28 protein-coding genes are annotated in these 22372 nt (G+C 43.1%); 9 read left to right on the top strand and 19 right to left on the bottom strand.

The genetic code is table 11. The features are described from left to right. Nucleotides 1-18: 18 nt before the first annotated feature. The 6 genes from EIZ58_RS08965 to EIZ58_RS08940 form a co-directional block, all read right to left on the bottom strand. The gene (locus EIZ58_RS08965) at nt 19-792 is read right to left on the bottom strand and encodes an enoyl-CoA hydratase-related protein (RefSeq protein WP_134700255.1); all 774 of its coding nucleotides are present in this window, start codon (nt 790-792) and stop codon (nt 19-21) included. Between the two features lie 24 nt (nt 793-816). Further along, entirely contained in the window at nt 817-1710 is an 894-nt protein-coding gene (locus EIZ58_RS08960; protein WP_134700254.1) for a hydroxymethylglutaryl-CoA lyase, read from the bottom strand. 37 nt (nt 1711-1747) lie between these two features. After that, nucleotides 1748-1960, bottom strand: coding sequence for an acetyl-CoA carboxylase biotin carboxyl carrier protein subunit (locus EIZ58_RS08955; RefSeq protein ID WP_134700253.1), 213 nt, complete (start codon nt 1958-1960; stop codon nt 1748-1750). Between the two features lie 30 nt (nt 1961-1990). Then, on the bottom strand, nt 1991-3325 hold the full coding sequence (locus tag EIZ58_RS08950; RefSeq protein ID WP_134700954.1) for an acetyl-CoA carboxylase biotin carboxylase subunit: 1335 nt from the start codon (nt 3323-3325) through the stop codon (nt 1991-1993). A gap of 159 nt (nt 3326-3484) precedes the next feature. Further along, entirely contained in the window at nt 3485-4156 is a 672-nt protein-coding gene (locus EIZ58_RS08945; protein WP_134700252.1) for an RsfA family transcriptional regulator, read from the bottom strand. 108 nt (nt 4157-4264) lie between these two features. Next, complete coding sequence (locus tag EIZ58_RS08940) at nt 4265-5041, bottom strand: enoyl-CoA hydratase/isomerase family protein (RefSeq protein ID WP_134700251.1); 777 nt, start codon at nt 5039-5041, stop codon at nt 4265-4267. Between the two features lie 125 nt (nt 5042-5166). Here EIZ58_RS08940 and EIZ58_RS08935 point away from each other — a divergent pair, with 125 nt between their 5' ends. Next, complete coding sequence (locus EIZ58_RS08935) at nt 5167-6042, top strand: 5'-3' exonuclease (RefSeq protein WP_134700250.1); 876 nt, start codon at nt 5167-5169, stop codon at nt 6040-6042. A 64-nt stretch (nt 6043-6106) separates the two neighbouring features. On the opposite strand, the gene EIZ58_RS08930 is transcribed toward EIZ58_RS08935, so the two are convergent. Beyond that, a complete protein-coding gene (locus tag EIZ58_RS08930) occupies nt 6107-6463 on the bottom strand; it encodes a Spx/MgsR family RNA polymerase-binding regulatory protein (RefSeq protein ID WP_134700249.1) in 357 nt (118 codons plus the stop codon). Nucleotides 6464-6714: 251 nt separating this feature from the next. Here EIZ58_RS08930 and EIZ58_RS08925 point away from each other — a divergent pair, with 251 nt between their 5' ends. Both EIZ58_RS08925 and EIZ58_RS08920 read left to right on the top strand, forming a co-directional pair. Next, nucleotides 6715-7416 (top strand): helix-turn-helix transcriptional regulator, encoded by a 702-nt coding sequence (locus tag EIZ58_RS08925; RefSeq protein ID WP_134700248.1) that lies wholly within the window; start codon nt 6715-6717, stop codon nt 7414-7416. Nucleotides 7417-7546: 130 nt separating this feature from the next. Then, entirely contained in the window at nt 7547-7813 is a 267-nt protein-coding gene (locus EIZ58_RS08920) for a DUF2626 family protein (protein WP_134700247.1), read from the top strand. Between the two features lie 61 nt (nt 7814-7874). Here the strand turns inward: EIZ58_RS08920 and EIZ58_RS08915 are convergent, their stop codons facing one another. The 3 genes from EIZ58_RS08915 to EIZ58_RS08905 all read right to left on the bottom strand — a co-directional run bounded on the left by EIZ58_RS08915 (nt 7875) and on the right by EIZ58_RS08905 (nt 11337). After that, nucleotides 7875-8951: a class I SAM-dependent methyltransferase gene (locus EIZ58_RS08915; RefSeq protein WP_167577580.1), complete on the bottom strand. Its 1077-nt coding sequence runs from the start codon at nt 8949-8951 to the stop codon at nt 7875-7877. Between the two features lie 303 nt (nt 8952-9254). Beyond that, nucleotides 9255-9878 (bottom strand): MBL fold metallo-hydrolase, encoded by a 624-nt coding sequence (locus tag EIZ58_RS08910; RefSeq protein ID WP_134700953.1) that lies wholly within the window; start codon nt 9876-9878, stop codon nt 9255-9257. Nucleotides 9879-10002: 124 nt separating this feature from the next. Then, the gene (locus EIZ58_RS08905; protein ID WP_134700245.1) at nt 10003-11337 is read right to left on the bottom strand and encodes a PhoH family protein; all 1335 of its coding nucleotides are present in this window, start codon (nt 11335-11337) and stop codon (nt 10003-10005) included. A 228-nt stretch (nt 11338-11565) separates the two neighbouring features. Here EIZ58_RS08905 and EIZ58_RS08900 point away from each other — a divergent pair, with 228 nt between their 5' ends. Next, complete coding sequence (locus tag EIZ58_RS08900) at nt 11566-12120, top strand: YhcN/YlaJ family sporulation lipoprotein (RefSeq protein WP_240688995.1); 555 nt, start codon at nt 11566-11568, stop codon at nt 12118-12120. A gap of 48 nt (nt 12121-12168) precedes the next feature. On the opposite strand, the gene EIZ58_RS08895 is transcribed toward EIZ58_RS08900, so the two are convergent. Then, on the bottom strand, nt 12169-12624 hold the full coding sequence (locus EIZ58_RS08895; protein WP_134700244.1) for a pyridoxamine 5'-phosphate oxidase family protein: 456 nt from the start codon (nt 12622-12624) through the stop codon (nt 12169-12171). 131 nt (nt 12625-12755) lie between these two features. Between EIZ58_RS08895 and EIZ58_RS08890 the strand changes: the two genes are divergently transcribed. Beyond that, nucleotides 12756-12995, top strand: a complete 240-nt coding sequence (locus EIZ58_RS08890; RefSeq protein WP_134700243.1) for a glutaredoxin family protein — start codon at nt 12756-12758, stop codon at nt 12993-12995. Between the two features lie 42 nt (nt 12996-13037). On the opposite strand, the gene EIZ58_RS08885 is transcribed toward EIZ58_RS08890, so the two are convergent. The 6 genes from EIZ58_RS08885 to EIZ58_RS08860 all read right to left on the bottom strand — a co-directional run bounded on the left by EIZ58_RS08885 (nt 13038) and on the right by EIZ58_RS08860 (nt 16391). Next, on the bottom strand, nt 13038-13382 hold the full coding sequence (locus EIZ58_RS08885; RefSeq protein ID WP_134700242.1) for a c-type cytochrome: 345 nt from the start codon (nt 13380-13382) through the stop codon (nt 13038-13040). A 102-nt stretch (nt 13383-13484) separates the two neighbouring features. Beyond that, the gene (locus EIZ58_RS08880) at nt 13485-13763 is read right to left on the bottom strand and encodes a hypothetical protein (RefSeq protein ID WP_134700241.1); all 279 of its coding nucleotides are present in this window, start codon (nt 13761-13763) and stop codon (nt 13485-13487) included. Continuing rightward, the gene (locus EIZ58_RS08875) at nt 13764-14036 is read right to left on the bottom strand and encodes a YlaH-like family protein (protein WP_134700240.1); all 273 of its coding nucleotides are present in this window, start codon (nt 14034-14036) and stop codon (nt 13764-13766) included. A gap of 210 nt (nt 14037-14246) precedes the next feature. After that, the gene (locus tag EIZ58_RS08870; protein WP_134700239.1) at nt 14247-15017 is read right to left on the bottom strand and encodes an HAD family hydrolase; all 771 of its coding nucleotides are present in this window, start codon (nt 15015-15017) and stop codon (nt 14247-14249) included. Between the two features lie 122 nt (nt 15018-15139). Beyond that, nucleotides 15140-15640 carry a DUF4446 family protein gene (locus tag EIZ58_RS08865; RefSeq protein WP_167577579.1) on the bottom strand — a complete coding sequence of 167 codons (501 nt, stop codon included), beginning with the start codon at nt 15638-15640 and terminating at the stop codon, nt 15140-15142. A 151-nt stretch (nt 15641-15791) separates the two neighbouring features. Beyond that, nucleotides 15792-16391, bottom strand: coding sequence for a hypothetical protein (locus EIZ58_RS08860; RefSeq protein WP_134700237.1), 600 nt, complete (start codon nt 16389-16391; stop codon nt 15792-15794). Between the two features lie 219 nt (nt 16392-16610). Between EIZ58_RS08860 and EIZ58_RS08855 the strand changes: the two genes are divergently transcribed. From EIZ58_RS08855 to EIZ58_RS08845, 3 genes are all read left to right on the top strand, one after another. Further along, nucleotides 16611-17237 (top strand): YktB family protein, encoded by a 627-nt coding sequence (locus EIZ58_RS08855; protein ID WP_134700236.1) that lies wholly within the window; start codon nt 16611-16613, stop codon nt 17235-17237. 151 nt (nt 17238-17388) lie between these two features. Next, entirely contained in the window at nt 17389-18858 is a 1470-nt protein-coding gene (locus EIZ58_RS08850; RefSeq protein WP_134700235.1) for an aminotransferase class I/II-fold pyridoxal phosphate-dependent enzyme, read from the top strand. A gap of 126 nt (nt 18859-18984) precedes the next feature. Next, nucleotides 18985-19971 (top strand): 4Fe-4S binding protein, encoded by a 987-nt coding sequence (locus EIZ58_RS08845; protein ID WP_134700234.1) that lies wholly within the window; start codon nt 18985-18987, stop codon nt 19969-19971. A 46-nt stretch (nt 19972-20017) separates the two neighbouring features. On the opposite strand, the gene EIZ58_RS08840 is transcribed toward EIZ58_RS08845, so the two are convergent. After that, entirely contained in the window at nt 20018-20536 is a 519-nt protein-coding gene (locus EIZ58_RS08840) for a MarR family winged helix-turn-helix transcriptional regulator (RefSeq protein WP_370297642.1), read from the bottom strand. 243 nt (nt 20537-20779) lie between these two features. Here EIZ58_RS08840 and EIZ58_RS08835 point away from each other — a divergent pair, with 243 nt between their 5' ends. Continuing rightward, a complete protein-coding gene (locus EIZ58_RS08835; RefSeq protein WP_134700233.1) occupies nt 20780-21205 on the top strand; it encodes a DUF1885 family protein in 426 nt (141 codons plus the stop codon). Nucleotides 21206-21261: 56 nt separating this feature from the next. On the opposite strand, the gene EIZ58_RS08830 is transcribed toward EIZ58_RS08835, so the two are convergent. Further along, complete coding sequence (locus tag EIZ58_RS08830; protein WP_134700232.1) at nt 21262-22365, bottom strand: M23 family metallopeptidase; 1104 nt, start codon at nt 22363-22365, stop codon at nt 21262-21264. Between the last annotated feature and the right edge of the window lie 7 nt (nt 22366-22372).

Below are 22372 nucleotides of genomic sequence, written 5' to 3'. Positions count from 1 at the left end.
ACCGTTTCCCCTCCTCGTTTATTCGCCGGTGTAGACTGGCTTTCTTTTTTCTGCAAAGGCTTGAAGCCCTTCTAATCTATCCTTTGTCGGGATCAATACCTGGTAAGCATTCGATTCGATGGCAAGCCCTGTTGCTAGATCTACTTCCGATCCATAGTCAATGGCATATTTCGCTTGAGCTAGCGCCATAGGAGCATTAGCAGCGATTAAGCGAGCCATTTCTTTCGCTGCTTCTAGGACCTCATCATTCTTAACGATACGGTTCGCCAATCCCATTTCCAGTGCTTCTTGCGCTTCAACCTTTCTAGACGTGAAAATAAGCTCCTTTGCTTTCCCTTTCCCCACAAGCCTTGTTAATCGCTGAGTTCCTCCCGCACCTGGAATGATACCAAGCGAGGTTTCAGTTAAGCCCATTTTGGACGTTTCCGCCAAAATCCGTATGTCGCATGCGAGAGCAAGCTCCGTGCCGCCGCCTAAGGCTAAGCCATTTACAGCCGCAATCACGGGCTTATTCAGTTTCTCGAGAGCTGTAAAGGTGTCTCGGATCATAACGATGTATTCTTGTACTTGAGCGGGTGTCATGGTTTTACGTTCCTTTAAGTCAGCACCTGAGCAAAATGCCTTTTCTCCGGCACCGGTAACAATGATCGTTCGAATTACTTTGCTAAGGGACAATTCCTGTATCGCTTGCCTCAGATCCTTTAGCGTCGAGAGATTCAGGCAGTTGAATACCTCCGGACGGTTAATGGTTAAGATCGCTGTTTGCTCGTCTGCCTGCACAAGTATGGACATCCGTGTCTCCTCCTTTTTACGCTCTCACACTGAGCCTGCCATCGCGGAAAGAACTTTTGACGGAAGCGCGCGTCCCAGCCGGTTCCGGATAAAAGCGCCTGCCTTCACAAGCTCCTGGAGCTGAACTCCAGTAGATAATCCCATTCCCTCTAGCATATATACCAAGTCCTCTGTGGAAATATTCCCTGATGCCCCAGGAGCATAGGGACATCCCCCCAATCCGCCGATGGCGCTGTCAAAGTTTCGCAAGCCAATTTCGAGAGAAGCATACACATTCGCAAGGCCAGTACCTCTTGTGTCGTGGAAATGTCCTGCAAGCTGTTCCTTTGGAAATAGTCCAGCCAATGCCTTTAGTCTCTCCTTCACTTGCTTAGGGGTGGCAACGCCAATCGTATCACCCAACGAAACCTCATAGACACCCATCTTAAAAAGCTCCTCGGTTACCCTGACGACTGATTCGAGGGCTACCTCGCCTTCATAGGGGCATCCAAACACAGTGGAAACATATCCCCTGACCCTCATACCGTGTGAGAGTGCTTCCTGTACAACCTCTCCAAGAGTTGGGAACGTTTCCAAAATTGTTTTATTAATATTCTTCTTATTATGAGCCTCACTAGCTGACATAAAGACAGCCACTTCCTTTAAGCCAGCATGGATAGCTCCCTGCAGTCCCTTAGCATTGGGTACTAGCGCACTGTAGCTCACTCCGTCTGCTTGAGGAAGCAGCCGAACCACGTCGGCTGCATCTGCCAGCTGGGGGATCCATTTCGGATTAACGAAGGAGGTGGCTTCTATATAGGAAAGTCCAGAGCCGGCCAGCAAGCTAATCAGCTCTACCTTGTCTTCCGTTTGAATGAATTCTTTTTCATTTTGGAGTCCATCTCTAGGGCCCACTTCAAAAATTCTGACTTTGTCCATAGCTTCTCCTCTCCCCGCATCAAAAGATTGAAAGGTCCTACTCTAGCACTAGAATAACGTCCCCTTCATTGACAAAATCGCCAACATTCACTTTTACTTGAGAAACGCTTCCCTCGTGCTCGGAGACAATCGGCACCTCCATTTTCATGGATTCAAGGACGATAACGTCTTGACCCGCTGCAACCTGATCTCCAGCAGCCACTAATACATTAATGACCGTACCCGCCATACTCGCTGTAACTTCTTTCATTTCTACTAACCCCTTTTCATTAAGAATTTATTATTTTAGATAGGTTTGAACAAATGTAGTGTCATACTGACCTTTTTGGAAGCTCTCATTCTCCAATACGTCTCTAAGCATAGGAATGTTCGTCTTGATTCCTTCTATTTTCATTCCTTGAAGAGCCTTCAATGCCAGATCAATCGCTTCTTCCCTCGTGGTACCGCTAAGAATGACCTTTGCAATCATAGGATCATAAAACGGTGTGATCTGCGAGCCATTCTCGACTCCGCCATCGATTCTTATTCTATTGCCTGAAGGCATCTCATATGCGGTGATGGTTCCTGGAGAAGGAAAAAACGTCTTCGGATCCTCTGCATAAACTCGCAATTCAATAGCATGGGCAACAGCCTTCACATCCTCTTGCCTCACGGACAAGGGTTTGCCCTCCGCAATATCAATTTGCATGCCAACCAAGTCAATACCCGTAATCTCTTCCGTTACCGGGTGCTCCACTTGAAGCCTGGTGTTCATCTCTAGGAAATAGAAGGACTTATCAGATCCCATAATAAATTCGATGGTACCTACACCTGTATAATCTACTGCTTGTGCGGCAACAATGGCTGCTTCACAGATCTTATTGCGGGTGTCATTGTCAAGGAAAGGCGAAGGGCTTTCTTCCACTACCTTCTGGTGTCTCCTCTGTACGGAACACTCTCTCTCAAGCAGGTGAATGATGTTTCCGTGCTGATCTCCCGCAACTTGTACTTCAATGTGGTGCGGTTGCTCGATATACTTTTCGATGAACATGGCATCGCTTCCAAAATAGGCCTTTGCTCGCCCCTTAGCGGAGGTAAATGCCTTCTGGATATCTTCATCTGAAAAGCATAGCTGCATTCCAATTCCGCCGCCTCCAGCGCTGGCCTTAAGCATAACAGGATATCCGATATCCTTGGCGATTTGGCATGCTTCTTCCGCTGAAGCAATATTCCCGCTATAGCCGGGGACAACGGGAACTCCTGCATTTTCCATAATCTTTCTCGCTTCGATCTTATCGCCCATGGATTCAATGACCTCTGGGTTGGGACCTAGGAACATTAAACCTTCTTCTTGACAGCGCCTCGCAAATGCTGGATTTTCCGATAGAAGTCCATAACCTGGGTGGATCGCTTGAGCCCCTGTTTCTTTAGCCGCCTTAATGATTTCTTCTATCTTTAAATAGCTCTGGGCAACAGGGGGAGGTCCGATGAGCAACCGCTCATCTGCCTCGCGCACAAAAGGCATATTCTGATCGGCTTCGGAATAAACGGCAACGGTTTGAATGCCTCTATCTTTGCACGTTCGAATAACACGTCTAGCAATTTCTCCTCGATTGGCGATTAACAATTTTTGAATGATCATTCAGTCACCTCAGACCCAAATAGATTTGGCTAACAAGATTTGTAATGTTATATTTCTACACTACTTTTTAAATTCCTTGTCAGATTTTAGATTTTTTTTTGATTCTGCAAAAAAGAAAAAAAAAAGAAGGGAATGCTGTTGTCATTCCCTTCTCTACGTATCCACCCGCTCTAAATTCCCATTTGCATCCATCTTGAATCTTGGTCGCAAATCCAAATCCTCGTTCTCGGTCAGCAGTGCCATCTTCCGCGCACGGTCCATGATCTGAATGAGCGTGCGGTAATCTTCATTGACTACCTGATAATCCGTTTGAACATTGTTGAGCTGTTTATTCATTTTATGGTTTTCTTCACGAAGCTCGAGGAGTTCCGCATCTTTTTCCTCTATCTCCCTCTCGAGTTGTTTCACTCTCTTAGTAAGCTCCTTCTGGTTTTTCAAGAATCGAATAACCGCTTCAAAAGATAGTTCATCTTCTAAACTGGCATATCCGGAAGAAGCAGGCGTACTAGATACGACCTGGCTGACCGTGGAAGAAGTCATGGCACTTTCCTCTAGTCCAGTCGATACCGGTACCATCGGCTTAAGCCTTTGCGATTGCTTTCGCTGCTTTCTCTGCGCTTTAGCGATTTGAATGGCTGCTTCATACTTTTTCCGTACAAAACTATTCCACCGAAAACCGCAGGCTGCCGATGTGCGCCCTAGCTTTTCTCCAACTTCCTCGAAAGCCGCAAGCTGGGTGCTGCCCTCTCGAATGTGTCTTAAGGTTACCTCCGCCAGCAACAAATCATCATCAGGCGTCCAGGCATCTTGTCTAGCTGCTGTCATATGAAATCCCTCCGTTTTGATTGGTGGTAATTTATTCTATGCAGGTAATAGAGTTCATAGAATGATTTTTCTAGTAAACCAGTATGTCCAATCAAAACGGGAATAAACCTACTTCTCTCTAGTTTTGTTAAGAAATGCTTGGACTACTCCCAAATGAAGGTCCGAGCCCCACATTTCTGCACATCTATCAATCTCCAATTTGATGCTTTCTTCCAATTTCATCCCTGCGTCCAAGTCGTGCACCATATTCATATAGGCTTGGATGCCGGGCAAGGGTTGTTTGGCGATCTTCCTGGCAAATTCTAAAGTCTTTTCTCTTAGCCTAGTATGCTCAAATACATGGTCAACGAAGCCCAACTCTAATGCTCGTTTAGCTTCGATCACTTCTCCTGTCAGCAGAAGGGACAAGGCCTGGCTTCTTCCAATTTTTTTGACTAGCCGGCTTCCGCTTCCCCAGCCTGTCGTGATATGCATGCTAATCTGAACAAAGCCCATCCTCGCTTGCTCACTGGCAAATCGAAAGTCACAGGCTGTTGCGAACTCGCAACCTCCGCCAATGGCTGCCCCATTGATCATGGCAATGGTTGGCTTGGATAACTTTTCTATTTTAGATAATAATGAGCCGACCTTGGTTAACATGGGAAGCGCTTTTTCTTTCCCCCTGACGGATAGGAACTGATCTAGATCACCTCCAGAAACAAAAGCTTGATCCCCGCTTCCCGTGAAAATAATCACCTTAACCTCTTGGCTTGAATCCAGCTTATCAAGCAGCAAATCCAATTCTTTCACCATTTCGAAGCTAATCGCATTCCTTACCTCCGGTCGGTCTAATGTCACGATAGCCAATTGATCCATGATCTCTACCTTTAAAGTATGAGCTGACATCCTTGTGTCTACCTGCCTTTTCCTGATTATGATGTATCTACCCTTTACTTTAAAGAATAGTTCCTGCATAGTAAATGGATAGAATCGTTTAAAAGATTGTGTTCGGAAAGAGAGGTTTGACCACTATGGAATATAAGAATCGCCTACTAATCGTTGATAGCATGGCCCTCCTTTTTCGGGGCTTCTATGCTACCTATGGATTCGGTCCCGTTATGCAGACCAAAGAAGGCCTTTATACGAATGCTATTTACCAATACACGAAATATCTAATGGATGCGGTAAAAAAGTTTGAGCCCACCCATCTCATTTGCACGACGGATATGGGAAAATCCACTTTCCGCAATGAAATGTATCCCGCCTATAAGGCGAACAGAGGAGAACCGCCGTTAGAGCTTATGCCGCAATTTGATCTGGTAAGTGAAGTGGCAGAAAGCTTTGACATCCCGTTTATAGGAGTGCCTGGCTATGAAGCTGATGATGTCATGGGAACCTTCGCGCGAAAATATGGTTCTGAGGAAACGCATGTGTATATCTTAACTGGCGACGGGGATACCTTGCAGCTACTGAGCGAACACGTGACCGTCATTATGATGAAAAAAGGATTTGGAAATTATGAGATGATCCGTCTGGCTGACTTAAAGACAAAAAAGGGTCTCGAACATCCAAGTCAAATCGTGGAGCTCAAGGGATTAATGGGAGATCCGAGTGATAACATTCCAGGATGCCCGAATGTGGGTCCAAAAACAGCAGAAAAGCTTTTACTCGCTCACTCCACCATTGACGGCATATTCGCTTCCATACATGAAGTTTCAGGCAAGCTTCAACAACGGTTGCTTGAAAATAAAGAACTCATTTACCTGTCGCGCAACTTGGCAGCCATCAACACGGAGGTTCCCTTAGAGTGCGTTTGGGATGATTGCGAGTGCCAGTTCAATCACGAGAAGATTAAAGCCATGTTCCAACGCTTCGAGTTTACGACATTACTTAAATCACTAGCTTAATAAAATAAAAGGCTGCACTCTAAAATCGGCGTTTACCGACCTTAGATGCAGCCTTTTTTCATAGTTAAGCCAATAGCTCTTCCATTGCATGTTTGTTGTACCCGATAATAAGCTTTTCCCCGTCTACCAATATAGGCCTGCGCAATAGGCGCGGCTCATCGTGAAGGATATCAAGGAGCTGTGAAACCGTCAAGTCATCGATCTCCACATCGAGCTCTTTGAAGGTCCGGCTTCGCGTTGATAAGATATCGTCAAGTCCATTATGCGTCATTTTTATAATTTCAAGAAGTTCTTCTCTTGTAGGAGGTTCTCTAAAAAGGTGTCTCTCCTCATAGGCAATCCCATTTTGTTTTAAGAAGGACTTGGCCTTGCGACAGGAAGTACAACTGGGATAAGTGTAGAACTTCACGGTTCCATTCATCTTCTTTCACCTCTTTATCCGGTCTGAAAATCCGAATCCATACTTTCTATATAAAAGTATATTACTTAATTTATTACTATGTCAATAGTGTTTAATCCTCAGCGACATCCCTCAATTTTGTTATTTAACGTATTTATCGTGTAAAACATTGACAAAGTAATGACAGATATAAGATAACATCTATTCTAATAGGTAGGTTGTGTTATGATTAAATAACCAAGAATATTAAATCCTGCAAGGGGGATTCGCCCGTGGAAAATGAAACGCTGAAGCTTACAAGTGTCTTGGCTGACCCCACTCGGTTCGCCATTTACCAATATGTAGTTTCCAGTCATCGACAAGTGACCGTTCAAGAGATAGCAGACCATTTTGAGATTCATCCCAATGTCGCAAGACTTCACCTGACCAAACTAGAGGATGTGAATCTTCTTAGTTCTTGTTCCGAGAAAACAGGGAAAGGCGGAAGACCTAGTCGCCTCTATGCCGTATCGGAACAAGTAGTAAATCTTCAGTTTCCTCCACGTGATTATCAACTATTGGCGGAGATTGCCATTGATACTCTCGTATCTCTGGGCGAGCCTGGCCAAAAGGCCCTGAGCGACATGGGCCGACGATTCGGACAGGAAGCTGCCAAGAGAGCAATTGAAATGGAGCGCATCAACCTGAATGATGATCCTGAGGTGAAGCTAGATTATATCCGCCGTTTGATCTATGCTCAAGGCTTAAATCCTGAAATTGATTTGCTGGATGAACACACCATCAAGTTCCGTATCTTTAATTGCACCTTTAAGGAAGCCGCAAAAAAAATGCCGGACAGTATCTGTCAGATGCATCAAACCTTTCTCAGAGGAATTTTTGAAACCTTCTTTGGGGATATTACCTTAATAGAAGAGAATTCCATTATGGGTGGATGCCGGACATGTGATTACACCATTTTGAAGCTTCCAAGCTAGGAAATTTGTCAAGAGCAAGCACTGGACGTTCATAATTCAGACAAAACCTTTAACATTTACATCACTTGTTTTCTCCATTATAATGGTACTGGTATTATCATGGATTTATACAAAGAAGGAGGGAAATCAAATGGATCGCATGTATCGCGTTTTGGGCTTCTGGACCCTCATGTTTGCCCTTATGGCGATGTGGGGTGGCTTAACCACCATGGCGCTGATTTTCTTTGCCCAAACCGCCCTGTTCGTAGCCCTAAGCTATATTAATCTTTCTGAAAGATCGTACATGCTGCTATTTGCAGCTTATATGGTTTTTTCCTTTATCGGATTCTTCTATTATGCATTCTTTGTAATGCCGCTTGGCGGAGAGCATCATGCCATGGCTTCGCTCTTCCTTTAATGATCCGGCTACATAAAAAGAAGCTTGTCTTATGACAAGCTTCTTTTTGCATTTTATGCTTTTAAACCCACCCCTGTTGCTTCAGACCGAGGACTTGTCTGTTGACCTCTCCCTTTCCCTGCACCAGCACCTTGAAGGTTTCTCCCATCCCCCCTGGCATGATCAATTGGCGAATCGTCCGGTTTCGCTTGCTCACGATTCCCTGAAATGGATCCGTCTCATCGTGGGATTGAAGCTTGGAAAGAATCCCTCCATTGATAAGAAATTGGCTTTGGTTATAATAGCCAAGCTGGTTTAAGTTCGTTTCCTCGCCCTTTTCAATCAGGAAGGAAAAATTAAGATGTGTAGTAATGTCCTTTTCTCCCGGATCGACAAGGGGATCATCTGATGCGATATGTTGGCGGTAGCACATTAAGGTCCCGTTCGATCTGGCTGGTATGTACAATTCCGGACGCAAGAACCCGTAATCAATAGTGACAAGATACCCATGCGTGAAGCCCTCTGAAATAGCTTCTACCCATTTTCCCGCATCTAGATTGATTTCGACCCGGAATCCTTGCTTTTTGGGTATATGGATATCTTCGTTTCCCAGATACGATTCCAGCTCGGCATGGGCGAGCTTCGATCGGACCTCTTCCAGCCTTCTCTCTTCCTCATTCCAGGCAACCCTGATTTCCACCCATTCGGTGCCTGTCCATTCCGTAATGTAGACAGGAAAAGCATCCAGCAGCTCATTTGAATAGATGATACCGCGGATTCCGCTAGCGGAGAAGCAAAGACTTTCCCAACTATCAAGCCACTGAACGGGGAAAGCTCTAAGTTTCTGTTCCTGCAGAGCTCTGTGGTAGGAGCTTTTCTCAATCATGACAAGACGAATTCGCTCAATAAGGCCTGGGCTCTTCCTCTTCCATTCCTCAAGAATGTCAGCCATCAACCCCCCGGTTCCACCACCAAACTCAACCAGATAAAGTGGCTCTTCTGGTGTCAAAGTTTGGAGCATATCCGCAAAAATATCACCCAAAACTTCTCCAAATACGGGTCCAACAGAAGAGCTTGTATAGAAATCTCCATCTTTTCCTACCTTTTTTTTAGCTCTGCTATAATAACCGTACGTAGGATCATACAAAGCCAAGTTCATATATTCGTAGAAAGATATGGACCTTTCATTGCTTTGCGTTATTTTACTTTTTATCGTTTCCAATAAGTCCAATTTATTCGCCCCCACACAAGCCTTTTGTTGATTAACACTATTGACATGTTATAAATATTCTTATATTATATAAGTGAACCATCCCACATCACAAGTGTGATGAACCGAGGGGATTCTCCCCCACCCTATTATTTTTCGGAATTTTAAACCTCCCCCAAAACACAACCTTCTACCCCGAGGGTTGTGTTTTACTTTTATATTATGTTAAAAAAGCACATCCTCAGATGTGCTTTACTTCATGATGCCTGAAAGAAACGGGTTGCTGCGCTTTTCTGAGCCAATGGTTGTTTTAGGACCATGCCCCGGATAACATATGGTTCCTTCAGGAAGACCCGCCAGCTTGCTTTCGATGCTTGCCATAAGCTGCTCATAATTACCGCCCGGCAAGTCTGTCCGTCCAATCGATTGGGCAAATAGCGTATCCCCGCAAAACAGGTGCTCATCGATTAAGAAGGAAACTCCTCCCGGGGAATGGCCAGGCGTATACAGGACCTGTATAGAAAGGCCTGCTAGCTCAAGTACCTGTCCATCAGCTAGCTCTTGTTCAGCTGGCGTACAAACAATGCTGGACGTTACAGTAGGCCACCTTGAGGACCCGTTTAACTGCGGGTTGGATAGCCACTCTTGCTCTGAGCCGTGTATGTAGACCGGAGCCCCCGTAGATGATCTCACTTCATTTAGGCCGGCAATGTGATCAAAGTGTGCATGGGTCAGTAAAATGGCTTTTACCTCGTAGCCTTCAATGCAAGCCAAAATACGCTCTGGATTCGCTCCGACATCGATGATCAGCGCTTCTTTCGTTGCATCGTTGCATACGACATAGGAATTAGTTTGTAGTGCACCTAATGGGTACATATAAATCTGCAAAGCAATAACCTCCTTTAGAGTCTGGCCTTTCCAGTCTACCCTATTCTACACCAAACACCTAGATTTGAGAAAACGAAAAAAACCCGTATCATTACGGGTTTTCTTATCATATCTATAAAATATCTGCAGCGAGCTGTGCTAATGAAGAACGCTCTCCTTTTTCCAATCTTACGTGTCCAGCCATTTTCTGATCCTTAAAGCTTTCCACTACATAGGATAAACCATTATTTGATTCATCAAGATAAGGATGGTCGATTTGTTCGGGATCCCCCATCAACACAATTTTGCTGCCTTCTCCTACGCGGGTTAGGATGGTCTTTACCTCGTGCTTAGTTAAATTTTGAGCTTCATCGATTATGATGAATTGTTCAGGTATGCTTCTTCCGCGTATATAAGTCAAGGCCTCCACCTGAATGCTTCCCATTCCAGCTAAAATCTTATCCAGATCTCCAGATTTTTTCGTATTGAAGAGATACTCCAGATTGTCAAAAATGGGCTGCATCCAAGGGCGAAGCTTCTCTTCCTTTTCTCCTGGCAAGAAGCCGATATCCTTACCTAGTGGTACGATTGGCCTTGCCACAAGAAGTTTTTTGTAAAGCCGTTCGTCTTCAATCAAGTGCAGACCTGCCGCAAGCGAGATCAGCGTTTTTCCTGTACCCGCTTTACCTGTTAAGGTTACGAGCGGGATATTATTATTTAATAGCAATTCCATGGCCATTCTTTGCTGAGCGTTCCTCGCTTTGATACCCCACACCTGATCTTCATCCCTTCGCAAAACCTCTAGCCATTTTGCGTCTGGATTCACTTTTCCAATTGCAGATTGGGACCCTCCGAGTTCATCTCTCATAATGACAAACTGGTGAGGATAAAAGGTATGCCGAGGAGCTAATTTCGCCGTCTCGATTTTTCCATTGGCATAGAATTGCTGAATATATTCGCTTGAAACCGCCATTTTCAAATGGCCGGTATATAAATTGGTGTATTCATGGACGACCCGATCCGATAAAAAGTCTTCTGCCACGATACCCAAGGCATCAGCCTTCACTCGCACGAGGGCATCCTTACTTACAATGATAACTGGGCGTCCGTTCCCCATTTCTTGCTGTTCCGCCTGAATATTTAATGCGACCGCCAAAATGCGGTTGTCGTTTGTTACTTCGCCGAAGTGCTCCTGCATCCTCGTGAAAGACTTATGGTTCAATTCGATTCGAAGGGTTCCCCCAGTTTCAAGGGTAACTCCCAGATGCAGCCTTCCTTTCTCACGATAACTGTCCATCAATCTGGAGAAGAATCTTGCATTCCTTCCAATCTCATCCATATACCTTTTCTTTGAATCGATCTCTTCGAGTACGACTGCTGGGATTACGATTTCATTATTTTCAAATGAATAAATCGCATTGGGATCTTGAAGTAATACATTCGTATCCAAGACGTAGATTTTATTCAATATCTCGCCTCCTATAATTCTTGTCAATTGATCAGAACTTTTTGCTTGGTACTATTTTATGCAGGATAGGGAAATAATGGTCTGAAATTAGGAGTTTGCTTTTAGTTTATGATGCAAATGAAAATATAGACGAGTTATTTTCCTGAAGAAATGGAAAAATTATATGCATGAATCTTTAGGCTAAGCGGGAGAATAAAGATAAATCTCACTGGAGAGGATGAATCCTGCATGAACAAAAGGATAATCACCTTTATGGTGTTGACCTTGGCATTATCCGGATGCCGGATGGGCAACATGGGACAGGAACAACCTGCTCGCCAACAGGATACACAGGTTCAACACACGCAAAGAGTTCCGCAAACCGCTTCACAGAAAACGGACCAAGAACGGGACCATCAGGCCATTGCCAAGCGTCTCGCGGAATTAGCGGCGGGCGTGGCCAATGTAAATGATGCAACCGTTATTGTTTTCGGAAACACTGCCATAGTAGGCATTGATGTGAAAGCAGACTTGGACCGCCCTAGAGTAGGAACCATCAAATATACGGTAGCCGAAGCCCTTCGCAAAGATCCTTATGGCGCTGCAGCCATTGTTGTGGCCGATCCTGACGTAGTTCAACGTATACGAGAAATGAACCAAGATATTCGAAAGGGTAGGCCAGTCGCTGGCTTTGCCGAAGAACTTGCGGATATCGTAGGACGTTTCATGCCTCAACTGCCAAAAGCTACACCAGAAAGCGGCACGGACCCCAAAATAACCGAAGGCGGAAGAGTAGCAAGATAATGAAAAGGTTCCCTTTTGATAGGGAACCTTTTTAAGCATTCTTTATCTTTAGTTGTTCTTTAAAGCTGTCATGACCTGGCTGTCTAATTTCTCTGCCGCTTTTTTGTCATACGTCTTCTCGTACTGGGGTTCAACTGAGATTCTGGAACCATAAAACATGACATCCCGAACCTCCCTTATATCCATCCGTACCTTGGCTAGTTTTAACGGTACACCTGTCATGTTTTCGTCTACTATGGTAGCGTGACCCGCAATCGCATAAACAGAGCCTGCGCCGATGAGCGTAAGAGTTACCAATACGTTATTCTTAATATTCTCCACGATGCGTGAACGATTATCGACAGCGAAAAAAATACAGGATTCGCTAGGAGCATGAATCCAAGAAATGGCGCTCATATTAGGAGCCCCCGTTTCTTTATCCACCGTATTCAACAGCACGAATCTTTCTGTTCTGAGCAACGGTAGCAATTGTTCATTTAAGGAATGAGCTACTATTTCTGCCATGCACAAACCTCCTTAGCCAATATATGTGCCTCTATTATTGTATACCCAATCACTGCCAATCATCAATCCATTTTGGTATACTATCAATAAAGGCGAGCAAATGAACCCATCTAAAGGAGAGAATCAATCTCATGAAAGCCATCGTTTATGCGACAAGTCATTGCCCTGAATGCAACGTACTAAAAATGTTCCTGCGTGATTATCAAATTGAGTTCGAAGTACGAAATTGCACGACAACACCTGCTTATTGGGAAGATGTAAAGAACATGGGGTTTCTTGGAGTACCGGTAACCATAGTAAACGATAAGCCCATTCAAGGCTTTAATCCCGAAGAAATCATGAAAGAAGTCGAAGCAGCAAAAGGCAAATAAATAAATAAAGGCTGTCTACCCTGGGTAAACAGCCTTTGTTTTTTATTGTAGTGTTAATAGATATTCTGCAACATAGTCTTCGTTTCCAGGAACCAATCCTTTAGGCATGCCGCCTTTACCGTTGCGAAGAATGTCTGCAATTTCAGCTTGATCATACTTTTGGTCAAGATTATGTAGACTAGGTGCCGCCGCTCCGCCCTTAACGTCTGCCCCATGGCAGGAAGTACATGCAGATTGAACTAGTGCTTGAATCTCTTCCGCCGTAGGTGCTGCTACTTCAGCTTGTTCGCTTTCTTTTTGAACGCCTATACCGGAGAAAGCCAACCCTAAACTAAGAACGAGTCCGCCCGCCAATAAACTGAGCAACGCTCTCGATGTTTTACCCATTACCGTTCACTCCTTTTCCTAACTCAACGTCTCTATTTTAGATTCTTTTTAAATCAATAGCTACATTATAATATCTTTTCTCCTGAAATGCGAATAGAATTCTTACTTAAAATCATATCGTTCAGGATTTTCGTTAATGAAGACAAGCAAGGTCTCTGCGGTTTCTTTTCGAAACACTTCCGTTGCCTCTATACCCTCTTTCCTATATGTAACCAAATACTGATCGGCTTGCCGCTTGACCTCTTTAACTTCAGCATCAAAAACCTCTTTTAGCATTTGGGTTACATGTTCCATTGAATCCTTTGCCGCTTCATCCTCTGCTCTAGCTTCTGCCACAAGCCATAATTGTAGCCAATTGAATAAAGTATCGTAAAGACTCATCTACCTCATCCCTTCATTTTCTCTCGTGTCCGTAGGGCGACGAAATCGAACAAAAAGCAGCAACCCTGCAGCAACAAGCATCGCTTCAATCATGGGCAAGCCCAGTGCCTTAAGGATAGTCAATGGGACACACCCCACAGCCAAAAGAATATAAATAAATATCTTTTTGAGGATGGGAAGTTTCCGAGCAAATCCGAGTTCATATACGAAAGCAGCAAGTATGAGAATAATATAATAGGGATATGTATCCATCATCATTCTTATCCAGTCCATTTGTTTCACCTCACAACTATTACTTTACCTTTTCTGCTTGTATAGAACAAGCTTTGAGCATGAAAATACGGAAAAAAACTAGCCCCTAAGGACTAGTCAGGATACATCTGAAACACACGAGTTGTCCCAGAGGGTTTGGATCGAAATATAAGCCTACATGTATTGTAACACAGATTTCTTAAGAATCACCGTTGTACTTTTATCCAATTTTTATTGAGGCCTCTCCAGGAAGTGATATATTCCATCCTCATTGTTGGAGCCTATTACATGATGGGCATAGCTCTTTACCTCATCAGGGGAATTTCCCATCGCAATGGCCTTACCAACAACCTTAAACATGTCAATGTCATTATAATTATCACCAAAGGCTGTGAACTCTGAAAGCGGAATGCCAATAGATTCACTCAAACGTGTAAGGGCAGTAGCCTTGTTATCGACCCCTGACAAGACTTCCCACATATGAGGGAGTGGGCTGAGCCGTATTCTTGGATCTATGCTATCCAATTCACGACGGATCGACTCTCTTCTGCGGGTGCTTATCTTCTCAATATTAAAGGCAAGTAAGTTTTTTGCATGAATCTTTTCATGGAAGCGGGTCTGGTCAAACAAATGCATACAGTGCTCCACATCGTTATACGGAGTATGATAAGATGTGCTGATGACCATATGATTGGTTGCAATCAAGAAGTCAGCTAATCCCATCACAAGTTCAATAAACCGGCGAATAAAATGAGGAGGCAAGTTATTATCATATAGAATCTCGCCTTGTCGGGTCCGAATGTGTGAGCCATTCCCACAGATCACATAATCGATCCAAGGAGACACCTTCTTCATGACGGGTTTGGTACACGCCCATGTCCTTCCCGTACAGAGTGCAATCGGATGTCCCTCGGCATGAAGCTTCTGCAGGGAAAGAAGAGTTTTGGGGAGAATCTGCTCCCTGCTATTCAACAATGTGCCATCGATGTCAAATACAAACATGCCGATTCAACTCCACTTTGTTTTTTAGGTTATCATATTCAGAAGATTGTGTCAATATTTTTTGAGCCCATTTTAGCCATGTTATTCTTTTGCAAACAAAAAAAGTCCTTTAAACAAGGACTTTATTTCTCTTCCCTACCTTGGGCTTTATTTATGGCCTCTATTTCTTCCTCCGTAAGATGGTAGACCGACTGAGCACCATGTAGCGGTTTCGCGTAGACCCGTGATTCTTCTCGTCCGTATATGCTTGTCAGCACAAATCCATCGCTAAGTTCATCCATAACGGCAATGGAAAAGCTGAGATCGCTGCCCTCATTGTGAAATGCGTTAAACCTTACGATTCCAACATTACCCTTTTTCCTCTGCAGGGATTCCGTCATGCGGTTGATCTCTTGCTGCTGAATCTGATGTTCCAATTCGACCCCTTGGAGTTGGATAATCAGCTTTTCAAGTAGTTGTTCTAAGTTTTCCTCGCTTGTGCCTCTCATCAACTGATTGAATTGTTTACGCAACCTACGAACTTGAATCGATGTGAGAATCAGTCCTATTAAGGAAGAAAATACAAGTAAAGTCAAAAAAACAACAGTAACCCATAATAGTTGTGATTCATTCCAGGTGTTCAAGCTGATTCATCCTTCCTCAAACCATCTTGTTCCTAGTCTGTACGATGTGCCTCGACAAATTCACTCTATAGACTGGAAAGATACCTACCTATAATACAAGAATTATCCTGGAATGAAAAGAGGAGCCTTAAGGCTCCTCTTTTTGGCGTGCTTATATTTCTAACAGAAGCATCTCTACTCTCAACTTCTCCAGTTCTTGCTTGCTGCTTTCTATTTGATTTACGTCTCCCTTCTCCATCGCTTCAAATAATCTAGACAATTCATAATCAAGCTCCATCTTGAGTACTGGAATACGCTCTTCTGCATCCTTGCGTTGAATGGCCTCGATTACTTGTTCCATCGTTACGATACACTCCTTCTCAAACAGAATTTTTTTATTCGGACCTTTGATCTCGATAATTCGGATAGGCTCACCATAGCGGATATTCTGCACGACAAGCTGTTCGTTTGAAAGAAGTTTCAGAATCGCATGACCTCTTACTTCTAGGATAAAATGCTGAAGAATCTTAGCAAATTTCTGATCTTTTATGTTGTAGCTTTTATTTTTAAGTTTGAATCGATTTCCATATTTATCAAAAGTGAGTCTCTGGGTAGTCCAAGTTGTCTGTACGGAAAGGGTGAAGTACCTTTTGGTTTCTTTCCAAGATATCGGGAGTCCAGCTTCTACAAAAGCCTCAATGAGACGTTCGATCTGAACCCGCTCAAACTGCAAGGTAATATTCGTGTATTCCATAACCTCATAAGTTTCCATAGATAGCTCCTCCGTAGTTTCTAAATTTTCAGTTTATTTACCTTAATAATATTATGAATAAACAATAAAATCAAGACATTTTTTACGTAAACCATGCTGAAAAATGTTCCATTTTGTGCCTGTAAGCTCTTTCTCTGTTCTTTCTTTGTTTTAAATTTATATGTCGTCTATGATATAGTTATGATATCCCTAATGATAGTTACGGAGGTTCTAGAAAAAATGACGTTTTCCGGTTTTACCCCTCATGATTTTAACGTTTTTTCTATATCTGGACTGGATGAAAGAATGGAAGCCATTAAAGAACGCATCCAGCCAAAATTTCAAGAAATAGGGTCCTTCCTGTCTGATGATCTTGCCCTAATGGCAGGAAACGAGATGCATCTTCACATTGCTAAACATGCCAGACGTACCGTCAACCCCCCAAAAGACACTTGGCTAGCCATTTGTCACGACAAAAGAGGATATAAGAAACACCCTCATTTTCAGGTGGGCCTTTTCGACGATCATGTTTTCCTTTGGCTGGCTTATATTTACGAAGTCCCTAACAAGACCCATATTGCAGAACAATTCCTACAACAAATTGACACGGTTTACCAAACCATCCCGAAAGACTATGTCCTATCTCTAGACCATACCCAAAAGAACTCTATCCCGATGGAAGGGCTGAATATCTCAGAGTTTACGCAGGCCGTTGAACGCTTCCGGGACGTGAAAAAAGCGGAGCTCTTGGTCGGGAAGCATCTATCAGCCACAGATCCCTTGCTTGATGATGGAGCTGCCTTCCTTCAATACGCCAAACAAACTTTTGAAACGCTAATGCCTCTTTACAAGCTATCTTTAGCGTAGCCTTTCCCTCCACCCAAAATGTGGAGGGATTTTTATGTAATGAACGTTTGTTTTTATGCAAACCCTAAAAGAAAAATATTGTTGAAAATCGACTCGATTTTGATATACTCAATTTTGTTGCAATTTTTATCATGGATGGGAGGGGATAATTATGGATCAAAATGTAACTCCGCTATTTACTGGCTTAGTTGAGCACAGCAAGCGAGACCCCATTCAATTCCATATCCCAGGTCATAAAAAGGGTCAAGGAATGAACCCTGAATTCAGGGAATTCATTGGTAAAAACGCTTTGTCTATTGATCTGATTAACATAGGTCCTCTAGATGACTTGCACCATCCCAAAGGGATGATCCTAGAGGCGGAGAAACTCGCGGCAGAAGCATTCGGTGCAGACTACACGTTTTTCTCAGTTCAAGGAACCAGTGGAGCCATTATGACCATGATTATGGCTGTATGTGGCCCCGGGGAGAAGATTATTGTTCCTCGGAATGTTCATAAGTCGGTTATGTCCGCTATTATTTTCTCGGGCGCGATCCCTATTTTCGTACATCCTGTAATGGATGAAAAACTCGGTATTTCCCATGGAGTCACAACTGATTCTGTACGTAAAGCCCTAGAACACCACCCAGAGGCTAAGGCCATCCTTGTTATTAATCCTACATATTTCGGTATTTCTGCAAATTTGGCTGAAATTGTAGAACTAGCCCATAGCTTTGAAATTCCTGTACTTGTCGATGAAGCACATGGAGTTCACATCCACTTCCATGAAAACTTGCCGATCTCAGCCATGCAGGCCGGTGCAGATATGGCGGCGACAAGCGTCCACAAATTGGGGGGCTCACTAACCCAAACCTCGGTATTAAATGTGAAGGAAGGATTAGTATCCGCCAATCGTGTAAAGTCCGTGATTAGTATGCTTACTACAACCTCGACGAGCTATATTTTGTTGGCTTCCCTCGATACCGCTCGTAAACAACTTGCGATATACGGAAGAGACATGGCAGAAGAAGCAATCAAATTGGCCGAAATTACACGTAGGGAGCTCAACCAGATTCCAGGTATTTATTGCGTTGGTTCAGAGATCCTCGGTGGCCCTGCCACGTATGCCATGGATCCTACTAAGCTTATTATCCATGTAAAAGAGCTAGGGATTACAGGATACGAAGTAGAAAAATGGCTAAGGGAACATTATCGCATAGAGGTTGAGATGAGCGATTTATACAACATCTTATGTATCATCACGCCTGGCGACTCCGATGAAACCATCGGCATTCTAATTCATGCTTTAAAGCATTTATCTAATGAATTTTATCTTAAGCAAAGAGTGGAAACGGTCAAAGTTACGTTGCCAAGAATTCCCGCTCTTGCCCTTAGTCCGAGAGATGCCTTCTATTCCGAAACAGAAATCATCCCGCTAAAAGAGTCTCAAGGCAGAATAATTGCTGAATTTCTAATGATTTATCCTCCAGGAATTCCAATTTTTCTTCCTGGTGAGATTATTACGGAAGAAAATATCGAGTATATTCAGCAAAACCTTGCTGTTGGTCTGCCTGTTCAAGGTCCAGAAGACGAGAATATTGAAATGATTCGTGTTATAAAAAGACATGATCCCATTAAGTAGAAGAAGAGGTCCTTTTCCCAAAAGGACCTTTTTTTCATCCGTTCTCTTCACAAAGTATTCACTTTATTTACCTAGTAGGGTATGAGAAAATGACGGTAAATAAAGCGAATAGTTGAGGTGAGTCACATGAAGGTCGGAGCTACAAGACCTCTAACTCAAGTTGGCATCTTCCTATTATTTTTTATCGTTCCTTTGCTTGATCTTTTTCGAATGGACTTAAATCAACTTCAATTTTATGTTTTTCGCAAGAGCTTCTCCTTTAATGAAGCCTATATTTTACTTCTCTCTGTCTTGTTGCTCGTCTTTTTCTTTGTCGGCATTTCGAAATGGTTTGGGAGGCAATTTTGCGGTTGGATGTGTCCACATAATACATTTTCTGTCTATATTGCCAAAATAACAGGAACGGATAAACTAAAATCTAGCCCCACCCTGCGTCAGTTTCTTAATATCTTCCTTTCCGTCCTATTTGCCCCTATTATTGCTTTTAGCATGGTTGCTTATTTTTTTAATCCGATTACCCTTTTCCAAGAGATTATCAGCTTGCAGTGGAATAGTTGGGCGTTTGGTGCTTATGCCCTTCTGGTTCTCTTTTTCTTCGTTATGATCTTTAAGCTAAGAAGCAACTTCTGCCGCAACGCCTGCCCTTACGGCATGTTCCAGATGATTCTTTCCGATAAGGATTCTCGACCTGGCGGATTTAAGAATATGTTCAGAGGTGCAGGGCTTGTACTACTCATCATTGTTGTATCACTCATGGGATTGCTAGGCTTCTCGATCTATTCAAGCAGTGGTTTTTCTGTATCCATAGACAAAAAAATCCAAGGTATACCCACCGAAGAATACCTAACCTATACTTACGGTCTCTCCATACACAATAACTACAACCGCAAAGTAACGTATGCCATCGATTATCAGGGAATTCCCGCAGACTGGGATGTAAAGGTACCGAAACAAATTTCCGTTAGCAGTTCGGTTACCCATAGTGAAACCATGATGTTCCGAGTAGATAAGCACAGCCTCAATCAAAACTATAGTATTTTAGTTACGATCCGCAGTGACGATGGACATCTGATCGAAAAACAGCTGAACATCTATCCCGTTGCGCCAAAATAAAATAAAAGAAGTCCTGTCTGCTTGATGGTAGACAGGACTTCTTTTATTACGAGATCTCTCTGACTTTTTCTTCGCTTTCTTTGATCCATTTAATCTTCTCTTCCCCATGCAATTCTTGGGCGAGAAAAGTTAAGCATTCAAAGAATAAGTTCATGACATTCGGACCATACCTTTCACGGAAGCTCTCTAAGGCCTTAGTGAAATGGAAGTTCTCAAGGGCTTGTACTCTACTGTCCTCTACAATCTTCTTCCCTAGGCTGGTCAAATAGACGTTAACCACCCGACCATCTTTGTCGCTCTTTTCTATGGTGAGAAGGTCTTTCTCCATCATTTTCTTCACATGAATAACCACAGATGAAGGATGCCAAAATGTCCAGTCTGCAATTTGAGTCACTCTAACTCCTTCGTAACAGTACACGATCCATAGAATATTAAGCTGAACTGCTGAATCCAAATTGAGTTTCTTCGCAGCCGCTTCCCAGTCATCCTTATTGACAACTGATATCGCTCGAAACATGTTCAGAGCTTCATGAAGTTGTTGAATACGATCTTGCATATCCTTCATTGTTTTCTCCTCACCTTACATCTCTTTGATATCCGATTATTGTTTAGTCCTATGCCCTCTTTGTGTTGTATATAAAGTATTATGTCTATTGTATATTTTTCTAAAAATTTAGTCAACCTTTTTTTCATTTTCCGTATTTGGCATGAGTTGTCAAAGCTCTGTTAGAATGCTAAGATGTGAATGAGTAAAAAGGTTAGGCTATTAAGCCTTTAGATAAACCGCGAACGACGAGGAGTGAGGAACATGGGAAGCAGTGCCTATATCAAATTAGTAAAGGATTCACGCGTTCAGCAGATTTCTCTTGAAGATGTAAAAAATAAAATGACTCATTACATAGAAATGACCCAAAAAACTGGCCAGCAACTCGATTGGGGCTACGCAAATGCTGCTTTTCCTTATACATTAATTGAGAAACCAGAAGCCCAGGGCAAGTGGTTCTATCTTAAAGGAAACGATCCTAAGCTTTATAAATACATTATGTTCGGTGTCGGAACCGAAATGCAGGAAAATGAAGAGCTTCAGTACTATATACAAGTTTCCCTCCCGGAAGGAAGCACACATGGGGATAAAGGGAAGGCTAATGAATTTTGCAAGTATCTCGCTAAAGAGTTCCAAGGTGAACTCCACCTCTTCAACAATCGAGTGATGTATTACTACCCACGTAAATAAAAAAAAGAGTATTCCTGTCATTTGACAAGAATACTCTTTTTTCTTTTACAGTTCAATTAAGAATGAAAAAGCTGCTCTAAGATTTGAGGAAGTTCTTCAGCCTTCACATACTCCCAAAACAGTCTCCCATAAATCAGAATATCCGAATGCAGATGTAAGCCCCCTAAGGAACCTTCTACCCCATAGCTTGTCCCCGAATTGCCTACATAGCCGATTACATCTCCAGCTGATACGGCTTGTCCTACAGTGAGGCCAGGCTCTACCTTGGATAAGTGGGCATATCGTACCATTACTCCCTTATCGTACTGTACCCAGACTGATCTTCCTCTAAGTTTATCTAAGATATAGATAGGCGTATGACTCGACTGAGAAGAAAGAACTAAGTCTTTTTCCCTTTCTTCCAGCGTAAATTCTACATAATCATGATCAGCCCGAACAACAATGCCATCTGCCATCGATTTAACAGGTGTATTCTCGGTTATATTGATCCCGCTAGTGCCGGCATACCAGTCAATTCCCTCATGTGTTCCATTTCTGTAGGTTCGAGGGGCACCCGGGAGATGCGATGGTTTTTTGCTGATATGTGCTCCATCGATTGGAATCTTCAAGAAAGAAAGATAGCTGATTAATTGTTGATCAGATAGTTGCTCAGGAATAGGGGCTTGGGCCTGATTAACTGGAAGAGATGTCCCGCGACTATCTTTAACGATGACTTGGGCGTATTCTGTCCCAAAAACCACTTCATCGTTCAACTCTTTCATTATGCTTGCGGGTATCCATACGGCATCTTCTTTGAATAATGTTTTTTGTCCATTTGGCAGATATAATCCATTCTTCTCCACCATAGGGGTATCCCTCACCAAATTTAGTACTAGGCCTGGTTCCCTATAGCTGGCCGTACCCTCTAATTGATCAATATCTGCAGCTCCCCCTAGAGAGCTAGCTAGCGTATCCAAATTAACATAAGGTAGCCCTTCTATGGTTTGGATGGGTACCTCTACTACTTTTGCTTCCTGAGCTTCCTCAAGGGCTTGAGCTTCCTTTATAGATTCAAACCTCGTTTGCTCAAGCTGATCTCTGACATCAAACGTGTCCATTGCAATGACGAAAACAAGAAGAACTAATCCTGCACATATGGCGTAGAAAATCTTTCGGTTCATTACTTTT

The organism is Ammoniphilus sp. YIM 78166 (assembly GCF_004522215.1).
Classification (GTDB): domain Bacteria; phylum Bacillota; class Bacilli; order Aneurinibacillales; family RAOX-1; genus YIM-78166.
The sequence above is the reverse complement of the archived record's forward strand: the minus strand, read 5'-3'. Positions and strand labels throughout refer to the sequence as shown.